The sequence below is a fragment of the Acidaminococcus sp. HCP3S3_H5 genome (genome assembly GCF_052122235.1).
Classification (GTDB): Bacteria; Bacillota; Negativicutes; order Acidaminococcales; family Acidaminococcaceae; genus Acidaminococcus.
The window spans coordinates 169,703-186,200 of the sequence record NZ_JBQKCS010000005.1 but is presented as its reverse complement, the minus strand read 5'-3'; the positions used below and the strand labels follow the sequence as shown (position 1 = coordinate 186,200).

At 53.6% G+C, this 16,498-nt stretch carries 26 protein-coding genes; all 26 read right to left on the bottom strand.

Annotated elements, in window-relative coordinates; genetic code table 11:
- Positions 1 to 22: 22 nt before the first annotated feature.
- Positions 23 to 421 (bottom strand): 30S ribosomal protein S8, encoded by a 399-nt coding sequence (gene rpsH, locus ACTQY5_RS07715; RefSeq protein WP_012939248.1) that lies wholly within the window; start codon positions 419 to 421, stop codon positions 23 to 25.
- A 30-nt stretch (positions 422 to 451) separates the two neighbouring features.
- A complete protein-coding gene (locus ACTQY5_RS07710) occupies positions 452 to 637 on the bottom strand; it encodes a type Z 30S ribosomal protein S14 (RefSeq protein ID WP_012939249.1) in 186 nt (61 codons plus the stop codon).
- A 12-nt stretch (positions 638 to 649) separates the two neighbouring features.
- Positions 650 to 1,192, bottom strand: coding sequence for a 50S ribosomal protein L5 (gene rplE, locus ACTQY5_RS07705; RefSeq protein WP_022486694.1), 543 nt, complete (start codon positions 1,190 to 1,192; stop codon positions 650 to 652).
- 23 nt (positions 1,193 to 1,215) lie between these two features.
- A complete protein-coding gene (gene rplX / locus ACTQY5_RS07700; protein ID WP_012939251.1) occupies positions 1,216 to 1,545 on the bottom strand; it encodes a 50S ribosomal protein L24 in 330 nt (109 codons plus the stop codon).
- 21 nt (positions 1,546 to 1,566) lie between these two features.
- Positions 1,567 to 1,935, bottom strand: coding sequence for a 50S ribosomal protein L14 (gene rplN, locus ACTQY5_RS07695; protein ID WP_012939252.1), 369 nt, complete (start codon positions 1,933 to 1,935; stop codon positions 1,567 to 1,569).
- A gap of 39 nt (positions 1,936 to 1,974) precedes the next feature.
- A complete protein-coding gene (rpsQ, locus tag ACTQY5_RS07690) occupies positions 1,975 to 2,235 on the bottom strand; it encodes a 30S ribosomal protein S17 (protein WP_012939253.1) in 261 nt (86 codons plus the stop codon).
- 36 nt (positions 2,236 to 2,271) lie between these two features.
- Positions 2,272 to 2,466 (bottom strand): 50S ribosomal protein L29, encoded by a 195-nt coding sequence (gene rpmC, locus ACTQY5_RS07685; protein ID WP_022486695.1) that lies wholly within the window; start codon positions 2,464 to 2,466, stop codon positions 2,272 to 2,274.
- On the bottom strand, positions 2,466 to 2,924 hold the full coding sequence (gene rplP / locus ACTQY5_RS07680; protein WP_022486696.1) for a 50S ribosomal protein L16: 459 nt from the start codon (positions 2,922 to 2,924) through the stop codon (positions 2,466 to 2,468). The genes rpmC and rplP overlap by 1 nt, the downstream gene beginning before the upstream one ends.
- Complete coding sequence (gene rpsC, locus ACTQY5_RS07675; protein WP_022486697.1) at positions 2,924 to 3,601, bottom strand: 30S ribosomal protein S3; 678 nt, start codon at positions 3,599 to 3,601, stop codon at positions 2,924 to 2,926. Before rpsC ends, rplP begins: the two co-directional genes overlap by 1 nt.
- A gap of 28 nt (positions 3,602 to 3,629) precedes the next feature.
- A complete protein-coding gene (gene rplV, locus ACTQY5_RS07670; RefSeq protein ID WP_022486698.1) occupies positions 3,630 to 3,965 on the bottom strand; it encodes a 50S ribosomal protein L22 in 336 nt (111 codons plus the stop codon).
- 23 nt (positions 3,966 to 3,988) lie between these two features.
- Positions 3,989 to 4,267 (bottom strand): 30S ribosomal protein S19, encoded by a 279-nt coding sequence (gene rpsS, locus ACTQY5_RS07665; RefSeq protein ID WP_022486699.1) that lies wholly within the window; start codon positions 4,265 to 4,267, stop codon positions 3,989 to 3,991.
- A gap of 28 nt (positions 4,268 to 4,295) precedes the next feature.
- The gene (gene rplB / locus ACTQY5_RS07660) at positions 4,296 to 5,126 is read right to left on the bottom strand and encodes a 50S ribosomal protein L2 (RefSeq protein ID WP_022486700.1); all 831 of its coding nucleotides are present in this window, start codon (positions 5,124 to 5,126) and stop codon (positions 4,296 to 4,298) included.
- Between the two features lie 21 nt (positions 5,127 to 5,147).
- The gene (gene rplW / locus ACTQY5_RS07655) at positions 5,148 to 5,438 is read right to left on the bottom strand and encodes a 50S ribosomal protein L23 (RefSeq protein ID WP_012939260.1); all 291 of its coding nucleotides are present in this window, start codon (positions 5,436 to 5,438) and stop codon (positions 5,148 to 5,150) included.
- Positions 5,438 to 6,067 carry a 50S ribosomal protein L4 gene (gene rplD, locus ACTQY5_RS07650; protein WP_022486701.1) on the bottom strand — a complete coding sequence of 210 codons (630 nt, stop codon included), beginning with the start codon at positions 6,065 to 6,067 and terminating at the stop codon, positions 5,438 to 5,440. Before rplD ends, rplW begins: the two co-directional genes overlap by 1 nt.
- Before the next feature lie 25 nt (positions 6,068 to 6,092).
- Positions 6,093 to 6,752 carry a 50S ribosomal protein L3 gene (gene rplC, locus ACTQY5_RS07645; protein WP_012939262.1) on the bottom strand — a complete coding sequence of 220 codons (660 nt, stop codon included), beginning with the start codon at positions 6,750 to 6,752 and terminating at the stop codon, positions 6,093 to 6,095.
- A gap of 12 nt (positions 6,753 to 6,764) precedes the next feature.
- The gene (gene rpsJ / locus ACTQY5_RS07640) at positions 6,765 to 7,076 is read right to left on the bottom strand and encodes a 30S ribosomal protein S10 (RefSeq protein ID WP_012939263.1); all 312 of its coding nucleotides are present in this window, start codon (positions 7,074 to 7,076) and stop codon (positions 6,765 to 6,767) included.
- A 180-nt stretch (positions 7,077 to 7,256) separates the two neighbouring features.
- Positions 7,257 to 8,450, bottom strand: a complete 1,194-nt coding sequence (gene tuf / locus ACTQY5_RS07635; RefSeq protein WP_308664059.1) for an elongation factor Tu — start codon at positions 8,448 to 8,450, stop codon at positions 7,257 to 7,259.
- 29 nt (positions 8,451 to 8,479) lie between these two features.
- Positions 8,480 to 10,567, bottom strand: a complete 2,088-nt coding sequence (gene fusA, locus ACTQY5_RS07630; RefSeq protein WP_288311666.1) for an elongation factor G — start codon at positions 10,565 to 10,567, stop codon at positions 8,480 to 8,482.
- A gap of 23 nt (positions 10,568 to 10,590) precedes the next feature.
- Entirely contained in the window at positions 10,591 to 11,061 is a 471-nt protein-coding gene (gene rpsG, locus ACTQY5_RS07625) for a 30S ribosomal protein S7 (protein ID WP_012939265.1), read from the bottom strand.
- Between the two features lie 44 nt (positions 11,062 to 11,105).
- Positions 11,106 to 11,489 carry a 30S ribosomal protein S12 gene (rpsL, locus tag ACTQY5_RS07620; RefSeq protein ID WP_012939266.1) on the bottom strand — a complete coding sequence of 128 codons (384 nt, stop codon included), beginning with the start codon at positions 11,487 to 11,489 and terminating at the stop codon, positions 11,106 to 11,108.
- A gap of 65 nt (positions 11,490 to 11,554) precedes the next feature.
- On the bottom strand, positions 11,555 to 11,809 hold the full coding sequence (locus tag ACTQY5_RS07615; RefSeq protein ID WP_022486812.1) for a L7Ae/L30e/S12e/Gadd45 family ribosomal protein: 255 nt from the start codon (positions 11,807 to 11,809) through the stop codon (positions 11,555 to 11,557).
- Positions 11,810 to 12,170: 361 nt separating this feature from the next.
- Positions 12,171 to 12,524: a cupin domain-containing protein gene (locus tag ACTQY5_RS07610; protein WP_022486813.1), complete on the bottom strand. Its 354-nt coding sequence runs from the start codon at positions 12,522 to 12,524 to the stop codon at positions 12,171 to 12,173.
- A gap of 56 nt (positions 12,525 to 12,580) precedes the next feature.
- A complete protein-coding gene (locus ACTQY5_RS07605; RefSeq protein WP_022486814.1) occupies positions 12,581 to 13,057 on the bottom strand; it encodes a threonine/serine exporter family protein in 477 nt (158 codons plus the stop codon).
- A 9-nt stretch (positions 13,058 to 13,066) separates the two neighbouring features.
- Entirely contained in the window at positions 13,067 to 13,837 is a 771-nt protein-coding gene (locus ACTQY5_RS07600) for a threonine/serine ThrE exporter family protein (RefSeq protein ID WP_022486815.1), read from the bottom strand.
- 4 nt (positions 13,838 to 13,841) lie between these two features.
- Entirely contained in the window at positions 13,842 to 14,537 is a 696-nt protein-coding gene (locus ACTQY5_RS07595) for a uracil-DNA glycosylase (RefSeq protein ID WP_022486816.1), read from the bottom strand.
- Positions 14,534 to 16,498 (bottom strand): ABC-F family ATP-binding cassette domain-containing protein, encoded by a 1,965-nt coding sequence (locus ACTQY5_RS07590; RefSeq protein WP_288174291.1) that lies wholly within the window; start codon positions 16,496 to 16,498, stop codon positions 14,534 to 14,536. Before ACTQY5_RS07590 ends, ACTQY5_RS07595 begins: the two co-directional genes overlap by 4 nt.

The window sequence follows — 16,498 nt, the reverse complement described above, 5'->3', positions numbered from 1 at the left end:
CACCTCCGGTCTAGGGAATATCTTACCAAACGTAAGCCACTACTTCGCCGCCCAATCCAGCTTTCCGGGCAGCCTTGTCGGTCATCATGCCCTTGGAAGTGGAGATTACGGCGATGCCCAGGCCGCCCAGTACGCGAGGCAGCTGGTCTTTCTGGGTGTAGACTCTCAAACCGGGTTTGGAGATACGCTTAATGCCGGAAATAACTTTTTCCTTGTTGGGACCGTATTTCAGCTGTACACGGATCACATTCTGGTGTTCACCGGCTACGACTTCGAAATCTTTAATGAATCCTTCGCTCTTCAAAATCTCTGCAATGGCAGTTTTGATTTTGGAGCAGGGGATTTCAACTTTATCGTGATGAACCGAATTGGCATTACGGATTCTCGTAAGCATATCGGCAATCGGATCAGTCATGGTCATTTATAAAAGCCCTCCTTCCTTTTTCCGCTCTTACCAGCTTGCTTTCGTTACGCCGGGAATAGCGCCTTCGTAAGCATACTTCCGGAAGCAGATACGGCAAATGCCGAATTTGCGCATGTAAGCATGCGGTCTGCCACAGATTTTGCAGCGATTATATTTGCGGACCTTGAACTTCGGTTCCGCTTTCCATTTTTCAATCAATGCGGTCTTTGCCACGGTTTTCCCTCCTTATGCCCCAAACGGCATACCCAGAAGCTTCAGCAGTTCTCTGCCTTCTTCATCGGTTTTAGCAGTCGTTACGATGATAACATCCATGCCGCGGACTTTGTCGACTTTATCATAGTCGATTTCAGGGAAAATCAGCTGTTCTTTCAGGCCGATGGAATAGTTGCCACGGCCGTCGAAGGACTTGGGGTTGACCCCTCTGAAGTCACGTACCCGGGGCAGGGCAATGTTCATGAATTTATCCAGGAATTCATACATCCGGCTGCCACGCAGGGTGACTTTCACACCGATGGGCATGCCTTCACGGAGTTTGAATGCAGCGATGGATTTCTTTGCCTTGGTGATGATGGGTTTCTGACCGGCGATCATGGTCATGTCAGCCACAGCAGATTCAATAGCCTTGCTGTTGGTCACTGCTTCACCGCAGCCAATATTCAAAACAACTTTTTCCAGTTTCGGAATTTCGTTGACGTTCTTGTAATTGAATTTTTCCATTAAGCCTTTCACAGCTTCGGAATTGTATTTGTCTTGCAGTCTCGTTGCCATCTGTTTTCCTCCTTTCCCGAAGATTATTTATCGATGACTTCCCCGCATTTTTTGCAGGCTCTGACAAAACCATTGCCAGCGGCCACTTTTTTGATACGGGTCGGTTTCTTGCAGGACGGGCATACCAGCATTACGTTGGAAACGCTGATAGGAGCTTCCTTGGTAATGATCCCACCCTGAGGGTTGCTCTGAGAAGGTTTCGTGTGCCGTTTTACCTGGTTCACGCCTTCCACAGTCACCTTGGATTTCTTCGGGAAAGCAGCGGTCACTTTGCCTTCCTTGCCTTTATCTTTACCAGCCAATACCACCACGGTATCGCCTTTTTTCACGTGCAATTTCACGGCTTCAGCCATTTCTGCAACACCTCCTTGTTCTTAGAGCACTTCCGGTGCCAGGGAAATGATCTTCATGAAGTCTTTATCACGGAGTTCCCGGGCAACAGGCCCAAAAATACGAGTGCCCTGAGGGGTCTTATCGTCTTTGATCAGAACCGCAGCGTTTTCGTCGAAACGGATGTAAGAACCATCCGGACGGCGGGTGCCTTTTACGGAACGCACCACAACGGCCTTCACTACATCACCTTTTTGGACAACGCCACCGGGTGTAGCATCTTTGACAGAAGCCACAATGATGTCACCGATGTTGGCGTATCTCCGATAGGAACCGCCCAGCACACGGATGCACATAATCTTTTTGGCGCCGGTATTGTCCCCAACATTCAGCACAGTCTGCTGTTGAATCATGGTTTACCTCCCTTGCCAAGCTATGCTCAGCAGTCTATCTTATTTTGCCCGTTCTACGATTTCAACGACGCGCCAGCATTTGTCTTTGGACAGGGGCCGGGTCTGAGCAATCTTCACGATATCCCCAGTATGAGCATCATTGTTTTCGTCATGAGCCTTCAGTTTAATGGTATGCATTACGCCTTTTTTGTAAAGAGGGTGTTGAACCAGACGTTCAATAGCGACCACAACGGTTTTCTGCATCTTGTCGCTTACGACTTTACCAGTACGCGTAACACGCAAGTTTCTCTCTTCAGCCACGGAATGTTTCCTCCTTCGCTTAGGGTCTAACCCGGATTAAGCGTTCACTTCGCGTTCCCGCTGGATCGTTTTGATCTGGGCAATGGATTTCTTGACTTCTCTGATCTTCATCGGATTGTCCAGTTGTCCGGTTGCCATTTGAAAACGCAAATTAAAAAGTTCATCTTTTAAGCCTGCCAGCTTGGATTCCAGCTCTTCAACAGACATTTCTCTGATTTCGTTAGTTTTCATTAAGCTTCACCACCTACTCCATTTTCACGCGCGGTGACTTCGGCATCCAGCTGTTCCTTCGTAACGAAGCGGGTCTTGATCGGCAGCTTGTTGCCGGCCAGACGCATAGCTTCCTTAGCGATATCTTCAGTAACGCCTGCCATTTCGAACAGAACCCGGCCAGGTTTAACCACGGCTACCCAGTATTCAGGAGAACCTTTACCACTACCCATACGGCTGCCAGCAGCTTTGGCAGTTACAGGCTTGTCAGGGAAAATCTGGATCCATACCTGACCGCCACGTTTGATGTAACGGGTCATGGCGATACGGGCGGCTTCGATCTGCCGGTTGGTGATCCAGGACGGTTCCAGGGCCACCAGGCCGAACTGACCATGAGCCACTCTGTTGCCCCGCATTGCACGGCCTTTCATGCGGCCTCTATGCTGTTTACGATGCTGTACTCTCTTCGGTAATAACATTATTTCGCCCCTCCTTCTTGCGCTTCAGGAGCTTCCTTCTTCACGGCCTTGGTCGGCAGGACTTCGCCTTTGTAGATCCATACCTTTACGCCGATCCGGCCATAAGTGGTATGAGCTTCAGCAGTCCCATAGTCGATGTTGGCACGCAGGGTATGCAGAGGAATGCTGCCATCACGATAGCTTTCGGTACGGGCGATTTCAGCCCCGCCCAGACGGCCGGCGCACTGGATCTTGATCCCTTTGGCACCCAGACGCATGGTACGGCCCACGCACTGCTTCATGGCACGGCGGAAAGCGATCCGGCGTTCCAGCTGGGAAGCAACGTTTTCAGCAACCAGGGTGGCATCCATATCCGGTTGTTTAACCTCGATGATGTTGATGTCCAGCTTGCTGTCGGTCATTTTGGCCAGGTCTTTTTTCAGCAGTTCGATGTTGCTGCCCTGACGGCCGATGACGATACCAGGTTTAGCGGTGTAGATGCTGATCCGCATCTTCTGTTCCGTTCTTTCGATGGTAACCCGAGAGATACCAGCCTGGAATTGTTTATCTTTAATGAAATCACGAATCTTGATGTCTTCCAACAGATTCTTTTGATAGTCCTTGTCGGCGAACCATTTGGAATCCCAATCATCGATTACGCCCACTCTGAAACCATGTGGATTAACTTTTTGACCCACTATTCATTCCCTCCTTCTGTCAGGATGATTATTTTTCGGAAACAGCCACGGTGACATGGCTGGAACGTTTCAGGATCTTGAAGGCCTGTCCACGGGACCGCGGATGGATTCTCTTCATGGTGGGACCCTGGTCAACGAAAGCGTTGGAAACGACCAGATTGTCAGCGTTCATGTCAAAATTGTGTTCAGCGTTCGCAACAGCGGAGCGAAGAACTTTTTCAATAACCTCAGAACCAACTTTCGGGGTAAACTTGAGGATTGCAAAGGCTTCGTTCACAGACTTGCCCCGGATCAGGTTGATCACGATGCGCAGTTTGCGAGGTGCGATACGGATGTATTTGGCAACAGCTTTAGCTTCTTGCATCTATTTTATCCTCCTTCCCCTGATTATTTCGTTACGGCAGCGGCTTTATCGCCATGGCCCTTGAACAGACGGGTAGGAGCGAATTCGCCTAATTTATGGCCGACCATATCTTCGGTGATATACACAGGCACATGTTTGCGGCCATCATGGACAGCAATGGTGTGACCCAGGAATTCAGGGAGAATCGTGGAGCTGCGGGACCAGGTTTTAACGACTTTCTTATCCTGGGCAGCGTTCAGCGCTTCAATTTTCTTCAGCAGACTAGCTTGGACATAAGGTCCTTTTTTAACGGATCTGGACACTCTGTATGCCTCCTTTCAACAAACTCTGTTATTTCGTTCTGCGTTTCAGGATCAGTTTGGAAGAAGCCTTCTTGTTCTTCCGGGTACGGGTACCAAAAGCACTCTTGCCCCAGGGAGTAACAGGACGCTTACGACCAACAGGGGAGTGACCTTCACCGCCGCCATGAGGATGGTCGTTCGGGTTCATTGCCACACCACGGTTGGCGGGACGGACACCCAGCCAGCGGGAACGGCCTGCTTTACCCAGAGTCAGGTTTTCATGATCCAGGTTGCCGATCTGACCGATGGTGGCACGGCAGTTGATGTGTACCTGACGCAGTTCGCCGGAAGGCATACGCAGCAGGGCATAGCTGCCTTCTTTGGCCATCAGCTGGATGGCAGCACCGGCGCTCCGGCCCATCTGGCCGCCTTTGCCGATCTTCAGTTCCACATTGTGGACCATGGTACCCAGAGGGATGTTCTGCAGGGGCAGTGCGTTGCCCACTTTGATATCGGCTTCGGGACCGCTGACAACAACGTCGCCCACCTTCAGGCCCTGAGGAGCCAGGATGTAGCGTTTTTCACCGTCTGCATAGTTCAGCAGAGCAATGTTGGCGCTCCGGTTGGGATCATATTCGATGGTCGCAACTTTTGCGGGGATGTTGTCTTTATTCCGTTTGAAATCGATGATACGATACTGTCTTTTGTGACCGCCGCCCTGATGACGAACCGTCATTTTACCGGTGTTGTTCCGGCCGGCATGCTGGTTCAGTTTAACAACTAAAGGGCGATGGGGCTTGTCCGTAGTGATCTCTTCAAAGGTGGACACAGTCATGCTGCGTCTGGAAGGAGAATACGGATTAAAGCTTTTAATAGCCATTGTTTGACCTCCTTAGACGAATTACATTCCTTCGAAGAGCGGAATTGTATTACCTTCAGCCAGTTTTACAATTGCTTTCTTGTAATCGGAACGCTTGCCTTCATATTTGCCCATACGCTTGGTTTTGCCCAGAACGCGGATGGTGTTGACATTCACAACCTTCACATTGAAGATGGCTTCAATGGCCTGGCGGATTTCAGTCTTGTTTGCGCCCATTGCCACCTGGAAAGTGTATTTGTTGTCCTTCATCATGTCAGAAGTCTTTTCGGTCACAATGGGTCTGATGATAATGTCGCGAGGATTGGCAGCCATTATGCGAGCACCTCCTCAATTCTTGCTACGGCATCTTTTGCCAGCAGTACTTTTTCCGCATTCAGGATATCGTAAACGTTCAGGCAGTCATTGGACAGGGCCTTTACTTTTTCGATGTTGCGGGAAGATTTTTCTACGTTTTCGTTTTCCCCGTCAGTGATGATCAGGGCTTTTTTGTCGACAGCTTCGAAGCCATTCAGCAGAGCAACTGCATCTTTGGTCTTGGGAGCATCGAAGGTCAAGTTGTCAACCACAACCAGAGCACCTTCAGCGACTTTTGCGCTCAGTGCGCAGCGGATGGCCAGACGACGGGCCTTCCGGGGCATATCTTTTGCATGGCTCCGGGGAGCAGGACCGAAGACGGTACCACCGCCTACCCACAGAGGAGAACGGACGGAACCGGCACGAGCCCGGCCAGTACCTTTCTGTTTCCAGGGTTTTCTGCCACCGCCCCGTACCATACCGCGGGTCTTGGTTGCATGAGTGCCCTGACGTTCGTTGGCTTGCTGCATAACAACAGCCTGATGGACAACGGCTTCGTTGAATTCTACGCCAAAGACGTAATCCATCAATTCTATTTCTTCACCGGTCTGTTTGCCGGTCATATCGTAAACTGCTACTTTCGGCATTGAAACGCCCTCCTTTCGTTAAACCTTATTTTTGTTCTGCTTTCACGACATCGGGACGAACCGTGTCTCTCAGCAGCAGGAAGGTACCAGCGGCACCAGGTACAGAACCTTTCACCATGATCAGGTTGCGGTCCTTATCCACTTTTGCGATCGTCAAGCGCTGCACAGTCGCGCTGATCCCGCCCATACGGCCAGGCAGTTTCTTGCCTTTGATAACACGGCCGCCAGGACCGGAATGCATAGGACCATTGGAACCAGGTTCACGATGAGATTTGGAACCGTGTTTCATAGGACCACGTGCGAAGTTGTGGCGTTTGATCGTACCAGCGAACCCTTTACCGCGGGAAACGCCGACAGCGTCAACCAGATCGCCGGCTGCGAAAATGTCAGCAGCAATCTTGTCACCGACTTTATATTCAGAAGGAGCATCCAGACGAACTTCGCGGACAACCTTTACAGGAGCCACACCAGCTTTGTCGAAGAAGCCCTTCATGGGTTTGTTGACTTGTTTTTCTTTGATATCCCCAAAACCCAGCTGAACAGCATTGTAGCCGTCTTTTTCTTCCGTTTTGTTCTGCAGCACGACGCAGGGACCCGCTTCCACAACAGTTACGGGAACCAAAGTACCGTCAGCTTCAAAAATTTGGGTCATACCTAATTTTTTGCCTAAGATTCCTTTAGCCATCATCGCACCTCCTTACGCTTTGATCTCGATATCTACACCAGCAGGAAGATCCAAGCGAGTCAGTGCATCGATCGTCTTAGCTGTAGGTTCCAGGATGTCAACCAGTCTCTTGTGGGTCCGCATTTCGAACTGTTCACGAGAGTCTTTGTTTACATGAGGGGAACGCAGAATCGTATAGATGTTTTTTTCCGTAGGCAGGGGAATCGGGCCGGAAACCTGAGCACCGGTACGTTTCGCCGTTTCTACGATTTTGGAAGCACTCTGATCCAGTGCTTTGTAGTCATACGCTTTCAGGCGTATACGGATTTTTTGAGTCTTTGCCATTGTTTTTAATTCCTCCATTCGCCACGTTTCCAAGAACGGACATACTCAGCAGAAGTTCCCTTCTTTGCCAGCGGGCCAGAAGCCATCTTCTGCCTCATCGCGGGCCCTGTAAAGCATAAGAATATGAGGGGCTTTGGCCTAGCCCCTCATATGGGCTTTCTTTAGATTGAATCGGAAGGATTAGCCTTCGATTTCGGTAACAACACCGGCACCAACGGTATGGCCGCCTTCGCGGATAGCGAAACGCAGACCTTGTTCGATGGCGATCGGGGTGATCAGTTCAACATCCATCACCACGTTGTCCCCAGGCATAACCATTTCGGTGCCTTCAGGCAGGTGAGCAACACCGGTAACGTCGGTGGTACGGAAGTAGAACTGCGGACGGTAGCCGTTGAAGAACGGAGTATGACGGCCGCCTTCTTCTTTGGTCAGTACGTAAACCTGGCCTTTGAATTTGGTATGAGGATGGATGGTGCCCGGTTTGGCCAGTACCTGACCTCTTTCGATTTCGGTACGGTCGATACCACGCAGCAGGCAGCCGATGTTGTCGCCGGCTTCAGCCTGATCCAGGGTCTTACGGAACATTTCCAGACCGGTGGCTACGGACTGTTTCTTTTCGTCGGACAGACCAACGATTTCAACAGTGTCCCCAACTTTGATCACGCCACGTTCCACACGGCCGGTAGCTACGGTACCACGGCCAGTGATGGTGAACACGTCTTCGACAGGCATCAGGAAGGGTTTTGCCAGGTCATGTTCCGGAGTGGGGATGTATTCGTCAACAGCCTTCATCAGTTTCCGGATGTTGTCTTCCTGTTCTTTGTCCCCTTCCAGGGCTTTCAGAGCGGAGCCCACAACGATGGGCACATCGTCTCCAGGATAGCCGTACTGGCTCAGCAGGTCACGGACTTCCATTTCAACCAGTTCGATCAGTTCAGGATCGTCCACTTGGTCGGATTTGTTCAGGAACACTACGATGGCAGGTACGCCAACCTGGCGGGCCAGCAGGATGTGTTCACGGGTCTGAGGCATGGGGCCGTCAGCAGCGGAAACAACCAGGATGGCGCCGTCCATCTGAGCAGCACCGGTGATCATGTTCTTTACATAGTCAGCGTGCCCCGGGCAGTCAACGTGTGCATAGTGTCTGGTTTCGGTTTCGTATTCAACGTGAGCGGTGTTGATGGTAATCCCACGTTCTCTTTCTTCCGGAGCCTTATCGATATCGGCATAAGCTTCGAAAGTGGCTTTGCAGCCCGGAGTTTCGGACAGGACTTTGGTGATAGCCGCAGTCAGAGTGGTCTTGCCGTGATCGACGTGACCAATGGTACCAATGTTAACATGGGGTTTGGTTCTTTCAAATTTCTCTTTAGCCATTGTGATATCCTCCTAGTGATGCCAGGACATTAGTCCTGTGCGGTCCCCTTATTTTTGGCAACGATCGCTTCCGCGATGTTCTTGGGAACTTCTTCGTAATGGTCTACTTCCATGGAGTAGTTGCCGCGGCCCTGGGTCTTGGAACGCAGGTCCGTTGCATACCCGAACATTTCAGACAGGGGAACATAAGCCGTGATAACCTGTGCACCGCTTCTTGCTTCCATGCCTTCGATGCGGCCCCGGCGGGAGTTCAGGTCGCCGATAACGTCGCCCATGTACTCTTCAGGGATGGTGACTTCCACTTTCATGTACGGTTCCAGCAGAACAGGGTTTGCTTTCAGGGCACCATTCTTGAAGCCCATGGAACCGGCAATCTTAAATGCCATTTCAGAGGAGTCGACTTCGTGGTAGGAGCCGTCGAACACGGTAACTCCGATATCCACCATGGGATATCCGGCGATGACACCGTTTTCCATAGCTTCCTTGACACCGGCTTCAACAGGAGCGATGTATTCCTTGGGAATGGCACCGCCAACGATCTTGTTTTCGAACTTGAAGCCTTCGCCCGGCTGCAGCGGAGTCAGTTTCAGCCAGCAATCGCCGTACTGCCCTTTACCACCGGACTGCCGTACGAATTTACCCTGGCTTTCCACTTCCTTGCGGATGGTTTCTCTGTAAGCTACCTGCGGGTTGCCCACGGTGCAGTCTACATGGAATTCTCTCTTCAGCCGGTCAACGATGATGTCCAGGTGAAGTTCGCCCATCCCGGAGATGATGGTCTGGGAAGATTCCGGATCCGTGCGGACACGGAAGGTGGGGTCTTCTTCAGCCAGCTTGCCCAGGGCGATGCCCATTTTTTCCTGGTCAGCCTTGGTCTTGGGTTCGATGGCCACGGAAATAACCGGATCAGGGAACACCATGGATTCCAGGATGATGGGAGCTTTATCGTCGCACAGGGTATCACCGGTGCCGGTGTCTTTCAGACCTACGGCAGCAGCAATGTCCCCGGCAAATACTTCTTCGATTTCCGTTCTGTGGTTGGAGTGCATCCGCAGGATACGGCCGATCCGTTCTCTCTTGTCTTTGTTGGCGTTGTAGACATAGGAGCCGGCGGTCAGGGTACCGGAGTACACTCTGAAGAATGCCAGACGGCCCACATAGGGGTCGGTAGCGATCTTGAAGGCCAGAGCCGCGAAAGGAGCGTTGTCATCGGAAGGCCGTTCTTCTTCTTCCCCGGTTTCCGGGTTGGTCCCTTTGATGGCGGGCACATCCAGAGGAGAGGGCATGTAGTCGATGATGGCATCCAGCAGCGGCTGTACGCCTTTGTTCTTGTAGGAAGAACCGCAGGTTACAGGGAAGAGCTTGCACTGGCAGGTCATCTTCCGGATGGCGCCTTTGATTTCTTCTTCGGTCAGATCTTCACCTTCCAGATATTTTTCCATCAGGTCGTCGTCGCTTTCCGCAACGGCTTCCAGCAGGATCTGGCGGTATTTCTGGGCTTCTTCCACGTATTCTTCAGGGATGGGTTCGAATTCTTCATCCTTGCCCAGCTTGTCCCCGTAAATGATGGCCTGCATCTTTACCAGGTCGATCAGGCCTACGAAGCTGTCTTCGGCGCCCATGGGAACCTGAATGGCAACTGCGTTGGCACCCAGACGGTCTTTCATCATCTGGATTACGTTGAAGAAGTCAGCCCCGGTGGTATCCATCTTGTTTACATAAGCGATACGGGGGACGTTGTATTCTTCCGCCTGACGCCATACGGTTTCGGACTGGGGTTCAACACCGCCTTTGGCGCTGAATACAGCCACAGAGCCATCCAGCACACGCAGGGAACGTTCTACTTCAACGGTGAAGTCAACGTGCCCCGGGGTGTCGATGATGTTAATGGAATGGCCTTTCCAATGGCAGGTCGTAGCAGCGGAAGTAATCGTAATACCACGTTCTTGTTCCTGGACCATCCAGTCCATGGTGGCAGCCCCATCATGAACTTCACCGATCTTGTGCGTCTTGCCGGTGTAGAACAGGATACGTTCCGTGGTCGTAGTTTTACCGGCATCGATGTGAGCCATGATACCGATGTTTCTAATTTTATCTAAGGGAAACTCTCTACCCACGAATTACTCCTCCTTAAGGAATCTTACCAACGATAGTGAGCAAAAGCTCTGTTTGCTTCAGCCATCTTGTGCGTGTCTTCACGTTTCTTCACGGAAGCGCCGGTGTTGTTGGCGGCATCCATCAGTTCGCCGGCAACCCGTTCGCACATGGTCTTTTCACCGCGCAGGCGGGAATAGTTGACCAGCCACCGGATACCCAGAGTGGTTTTCCGGTCAGCTCTGACTTCCACAGGAACCTGGTAGTTGGCACCGCCCACCCGGCGTGCTTTTACTTCCAGGACAGGCATTACGTTCTTCATGGCAGCGTCGAACACTTCCATGGGATCCTTCCCGGTCTTGGAATGGATCAGATCGAATGCGTCATATACGATACGCTCAGCAACACCTTTTTTGCCGTCGAGCATAATTTTGTTGATGAATCTGGTTAACAGTTTGGAACCATATACTGGATCCGGTAATACGTCTCTTTTGGTTACAGGACCTTTTCTCGGCATCTGTATTTCCTCCTTCGTTATTGTCTCATTCTACAGCAGGCAGCTTATTTCTTGGCTGCTTTCGGGCGTTTTGCACCGTATTTGGAACGGCCCTGGTTGCGGTCAGCAACACCGGCGGTATCCAATGCGCCGCGAATGATGTGATAACGAACACCGGGAAGATCCTTGACTCTTCCGCCTCTGATCAGAACAACGGAGTGTTCCTGCAGATTGTGGCCAATACCAGGAATGTAAGCAGTGACTTCAATCCCATTGGTCAGACGGACACGGGCAACCTTCCGCAGAGCAGAGTTAGGTTTTTTCGGAGTGGTGGTGTACACTCTCGTGCAGACACCGCGTTTTTGCGGTGAATTTTTCAATGCTGGCGCCGTGGATTTTTGAGTAATAACTTGTCTACCTTTACGAACCAATTGGTTGATTGTAGGCATTCCGGCACCTCCTTTCTCGAGAATAAGATTTAATGATTATGAAGATCTGCCGTTTCCGGCAGATTCTACCGGGTTTTGAGCACAGCGGCTACGGAAGCTCCCACATGGATGCCGCAGGCCTTGCCGAGTTCCAGCATGGTATCCACAGTTTCCACTGTGATGCTCTTGGCTTCACACAGGTCCCTGACAGGCCCTGTTACATGGTCATCCGCATCCCGGGCGATCAGGACTCCTGCGGCCCGATCCCGGGCAATGGCCTTTTGGGACTGCTTCACACCGACTACAACCGGCGAACCGTTTTTTACGTCTGCGAGAAACATTTGACACCTCCAAAAGACATACTACCCCTCTGTGACACTGTGGTATTGTAACATTACTGACAGCCAATGTCAATATTTTTTCGGGATTTTTTTCGGTTTTCGGCCACATTTTATGCGCTTCTTTCTTTACACAGTTCCGTGCGTTTCTTTTAGTGTAAACAAGGGGAAATTTCCTCGCTTCCCGGACACTGGTACCGCAGTAAAGCAGGGAAATTTTCGCAGATTTAAGGTCAATTCAGCCGAAAAAAATGCATTTTTTATACAAGAGTTCACATTTTTTTTACAAATAAAAAAAGAAACCCGCCAAAAGCGGGTTTCCTCCTCCGGCCATTGACCGTTGACAATTGACCATTGACAATCCTTATCTCTTATACCCCGGCGTATTGCAGATCAGGGCGATGAACACCAGATCCTCCTTGCCGGTGTTCTTCAGGCCGTGGGTGCCTCCGTCGGCGCAGAAGGTCACGTCCCCGGCCTTTACGGGCAGCTTCTTGTCCTCGTCGGTGTATTCCCCTTCTCCCTGGAGCAGGTAGTAGGTCTCATTGTTCCCCAGATGCTGATGGACAGGGACGGCACAGCCCGGATGCAGGGTGATCTGGGCGAACAGGTCATTGTTCCCCTGGAAAGCGGACGGGTCCATGAGGATTTCCTTTTCGATGGTCCCGGTCCCTGGATTATTGACCACCTGTTTTTCTCGTTTCGTGAATACTGCCATTGGGCATTCCTCCTTCACATTTCCTGTCTGTATTATAGTCAGTCTTCCGTTTTTTCTCAACGGCCGTGCCGACGTTTGTCCCGGACCATCTTCTTGCTGGTCTTGTACACCTTGGCCAGGCCGGATACCAGCAGGATCCCCATGGCAATGGCTGTGGCATCCAGGGCGGCGGACACAAAGGTGTGCATCCCCAGGCTGTAGGCATTGAGCATGGTGTAGTTCATGGCCCGGTACAAGGGCAGTCCGGGCACCAGGGGGATGATCCCCGGAATGGAGAAGATGGGCACCGGCTGCCGGTACCAGCGGGCAAAGATCTCGCTGCAGATGGAAAGGGCCACGGTGCCGGCAAAGTTGCTGAGCATGGAGCTGAGGCCGAAGCCGCTCAACAGGATGATGTACACCCCGAAGCCCACCATGCCCACGAACCCCGCCTTGTACAGGCAGCTTTCCGGGCATTTGAACAGTTTGCCGAAGGCCACGGTGGCAAAAAAGGAAAATACGGTTTTGATGAAAATGGTTGCTGCCAGCGGCATAAAAGCCTCCTACATGTACAGTACGCCCAGGACGGTGGCGATGCCGATGGCCACCCCGCCCACCAGGAAAATGGCTTCCCCGGCCCGGCAGGTGCCGCTGAGCAGGTCTCCGGCCATGAAATCCCGGATCCCGTTGGTAAAGGCCATCCCCGGCAGGTAGGGCATCACGCCCCCGGCAATGGCCAGTTCCATCACAAGGTCCGGACAGGCCATCCGGAACAATACCACCGTAAGACAGATAATGGCCCCGGCCATGGTGGTCTCCCAGAAGCTGCTGGGCCGGAAGGGAGACACCGCCTTCACAAAGGCCATGGAAAGCAGGGACCCCAGCAGGGCCGCCAAAAATTCCAGATAACCGCCTCCCAGCACCACGGCGAAGAAAGCCCCGGCCAGGCCGGACCAGAAGATCTCCTCCCGGGCCGGACGGGGTTTCCGCATGGTCTTCTCCTCCAGGATGGCCATGGTGTCCTGGAAGCTCTTTCCCCAGGTGGGCATGTGGAAGCTCATGTCGTTCACTTCGCTGATGAGGGTCAGATCCGTCCCCCGGTGGGTCACCCGGTACATGAGGCTGGCCCCTTCCATGGTCTCCTCCCCGATCATGATCAGGGAAGGGGTGCAGAAGGCCGCAATGGTGTTCATGCCTCCCTCGTGGCAGATCCGCAGCATGGTGTCCTCCACCCGGTAGGTCTCCGCCCCGCTGACCAGCAGGATCTTTCCGGCGGTCAGGGCGATTTTCAGCACCTGTTCCTTGCTCATGGATGCTAAGGTACTTTTGGTCATAGTTTCACCTCGGTTGGGCAAAAAGGGCCCCTACCGCCGCCCGGAACCGGTTGGCCCCGCCCATGGAGGGATGGGGCACCGCCGCACAGGGCACCCCGTATTTCTCCAGGGTACCGGCGCTTTTCCGTCCGATGGCGATCACCTGGAGCCCGGGCACCAGGTCCAGGAGCATCCGGGCATAGCGGATTCCCTGATCCAGTTCCGGTCCCGTGGGAGTCCGGTTGGTGAGGATCCCGGAAGGCTTGTAGGGATGGAAGGGGAAAATGTTCCACAAAATGGTCTGGAAGGGAGCCAGCCCCTGGGCCGCCAGTTCTCCCCACATAATGGTGGCGGTGGGTTCGTTGAACCCTTCCTCCTTCTGTTTCCGGTTCAAAAGAGGGCTGTCCGGATTGCTGGTCCGCCGGTAATCCCAGCCTTCTCCCAGCACCACCTCCGGCCGCACTGCAGGATGGTGGCCCAGGAGGATCCGTTCGCTGGTCATGGCCATGCCGGAAAAATGGCCCCCCTGGTATCCCAGCCCTTCCGCAATGAACAGGAACCGGGCCTGTTGCCGGAGCTGGAGGTACCGGCGGAAATTGGCGGACCGGATCACCGGAGCTTCCGGTCCGATATCGCAGGAGGGATCATACTCCCCCCAGGGATTGAAGCAGCCGTCCCCATGGAACTGCTGCAGGGCATGCAGAAATTCGTCGATTGTCATTCCAGTGACTCCATGAGTTTTTCCCATTTTTCCATAAGCCCATCCAGGATCTTGTCCTGTTCCGCGTACTCTTCCGCCAGTCTGGTGCTGGTTTCCAGGTCCTGCTGGTTGGCCGGGTCGGCGATTTTGTCACTGAGCACCTTCTGGAGGGCTTCATATTCCCGGATCTTCAGTTCCACCTGGGGCAGCAGTTTCTGTGCTTCCGCCGGGCTGTAGGGCTTCTTTTCCGTTTTCTTTTCCGCAGGGGGCACCGGGGCTGCCGGTTTGGCGGCCGCCGGTTCCTGTGCTCCCTGGGACGCCGGCTTTTCTTCCTTCCGGGAGGCAGCCGGTACCGCCGGAGCCGTTTGTCCTTCCCGGCTCCGGTTCTTGTCCCGTTCTTCCAGATAGAAGTCGTAGTTTCCTTTGTAATCGGTCACATGGCCTTCTTCCACCGCCCAGATCCGGCCGGCCACCTCGTTCACCAGATACCGGTCGTGGCTTACCAGGAGCACGGTGCCGTCAAAGGTTTCCAGGGCCGCTTCCACCGCCTCCTTGGCGGCGATGTCCAGATGGTTGGTAGGTTCGTCCAGGAGCAGGCAGTTGGCCCCGTCCAGCACCAGCTTCAGCAGCACCAGCCGGGCCTTCTGGCCCCCGGACAGAGTCCCGATCACCTTGAACACATCCTCCCCGTGGAACATCATGCTCCCCAGGAGACGGCGGGTCTGTTCGTCGGTGAGCCCGTATTCCGTCAGGAAGTTCTCCATAATGGTCTGTTTCTCGTCCAGCCGTTCATAGCTCTGGGAGAAATAGCCGATCTTCACCCGGTTCCCGATCCGGGCTTCCCCCTTAAGGGGTGGCAGTTCCTGGAGGATGGTCTTCAGCAGGGTGGATTTCCCGCAGCCGTTGGGGCCGATGATGGCCACCTTTTCTCCCCGGCGCAGGGTCAGGTCCACATCCTGGAGCAAAAGATGCTGGGGATACCCCACATCCAGGTGTTCCAGCATGATCACCTTTTCCGCGCACTCCGCCGCATGGGGCAGCCGCAGCTGGAACTCTTCCTCCTGGACCGGGGCGTCGATCCGCTCCAGCCGGTCCAGCTGGGACTGGCGGCCCCGGGCCATCTTGCTCTTGATCCCCGCCTTGAACCGGCGGATGTAGGCCTCCTGCCGGGCGATGTATTCCTGCTGGGCCTCATAGGCCCGGGTCTGGGTCAGCACCTGGATTTCCTTCTGTTCCAGATACCGGGAATAGTTCCCCTTGAACCGGTGGATCGTGCCCCCTTCCATTTCCAGGATCTCTTCCACCACATTGTCCAGGAAGGCCCGGTCATGGGAAATCACCAGCACCCCGCCCCGGAATTCCCGGAGGTACTTTTCCAGCCATTCGCTCATGACGATGTCCAGATGGTTGGTGGGTTCGTCCAGGATCAGCATGTCCGGAGAATTCACCAGGGCCGCCGCCAGCTGGAGCCGGGTCTTCTGTCCCCCGGACAGCTTGTCCGCCCGCCACTGCCAGGTGTCTTCCGGATACCCCAGCCCCAGCAGCACTCGTTTGATGTTACTTTCGTAGTGGTACCCATCCAGATGGGCATACCGGCTTTCCGTCCGGGCATACTGGTCCAGGATCCCCTGGAGCTCTTCTCCCTGGGCCCGGCCGCTGGCTTCCTCCAACCGGCGCATCTTCTCCCGCAGGTCCAGGATATCCGGGCAGGCGTGCTGCATGAACTCCCGGACCGTTTCCTCCCGGAAGTCGTCAAATCCCTGTTCCACATACCCCAGCCGCAGTTCCCCGGCGAACTTCACCGACCCTCCGTCGGCGAAATCCGGGTTCAGCAGACACCGGAGCAGGGTGGTCTTCCCGCTGCCGTTGACCCCCACCAGGCCCACTTTTTCTCCCTGGCGGATGGTAAAGCTTACATTCTGAAAAATATCGTGGACGCCGAAACTTTTTTTCAGGCCGTCCACGGTCACCAAAATATCCAT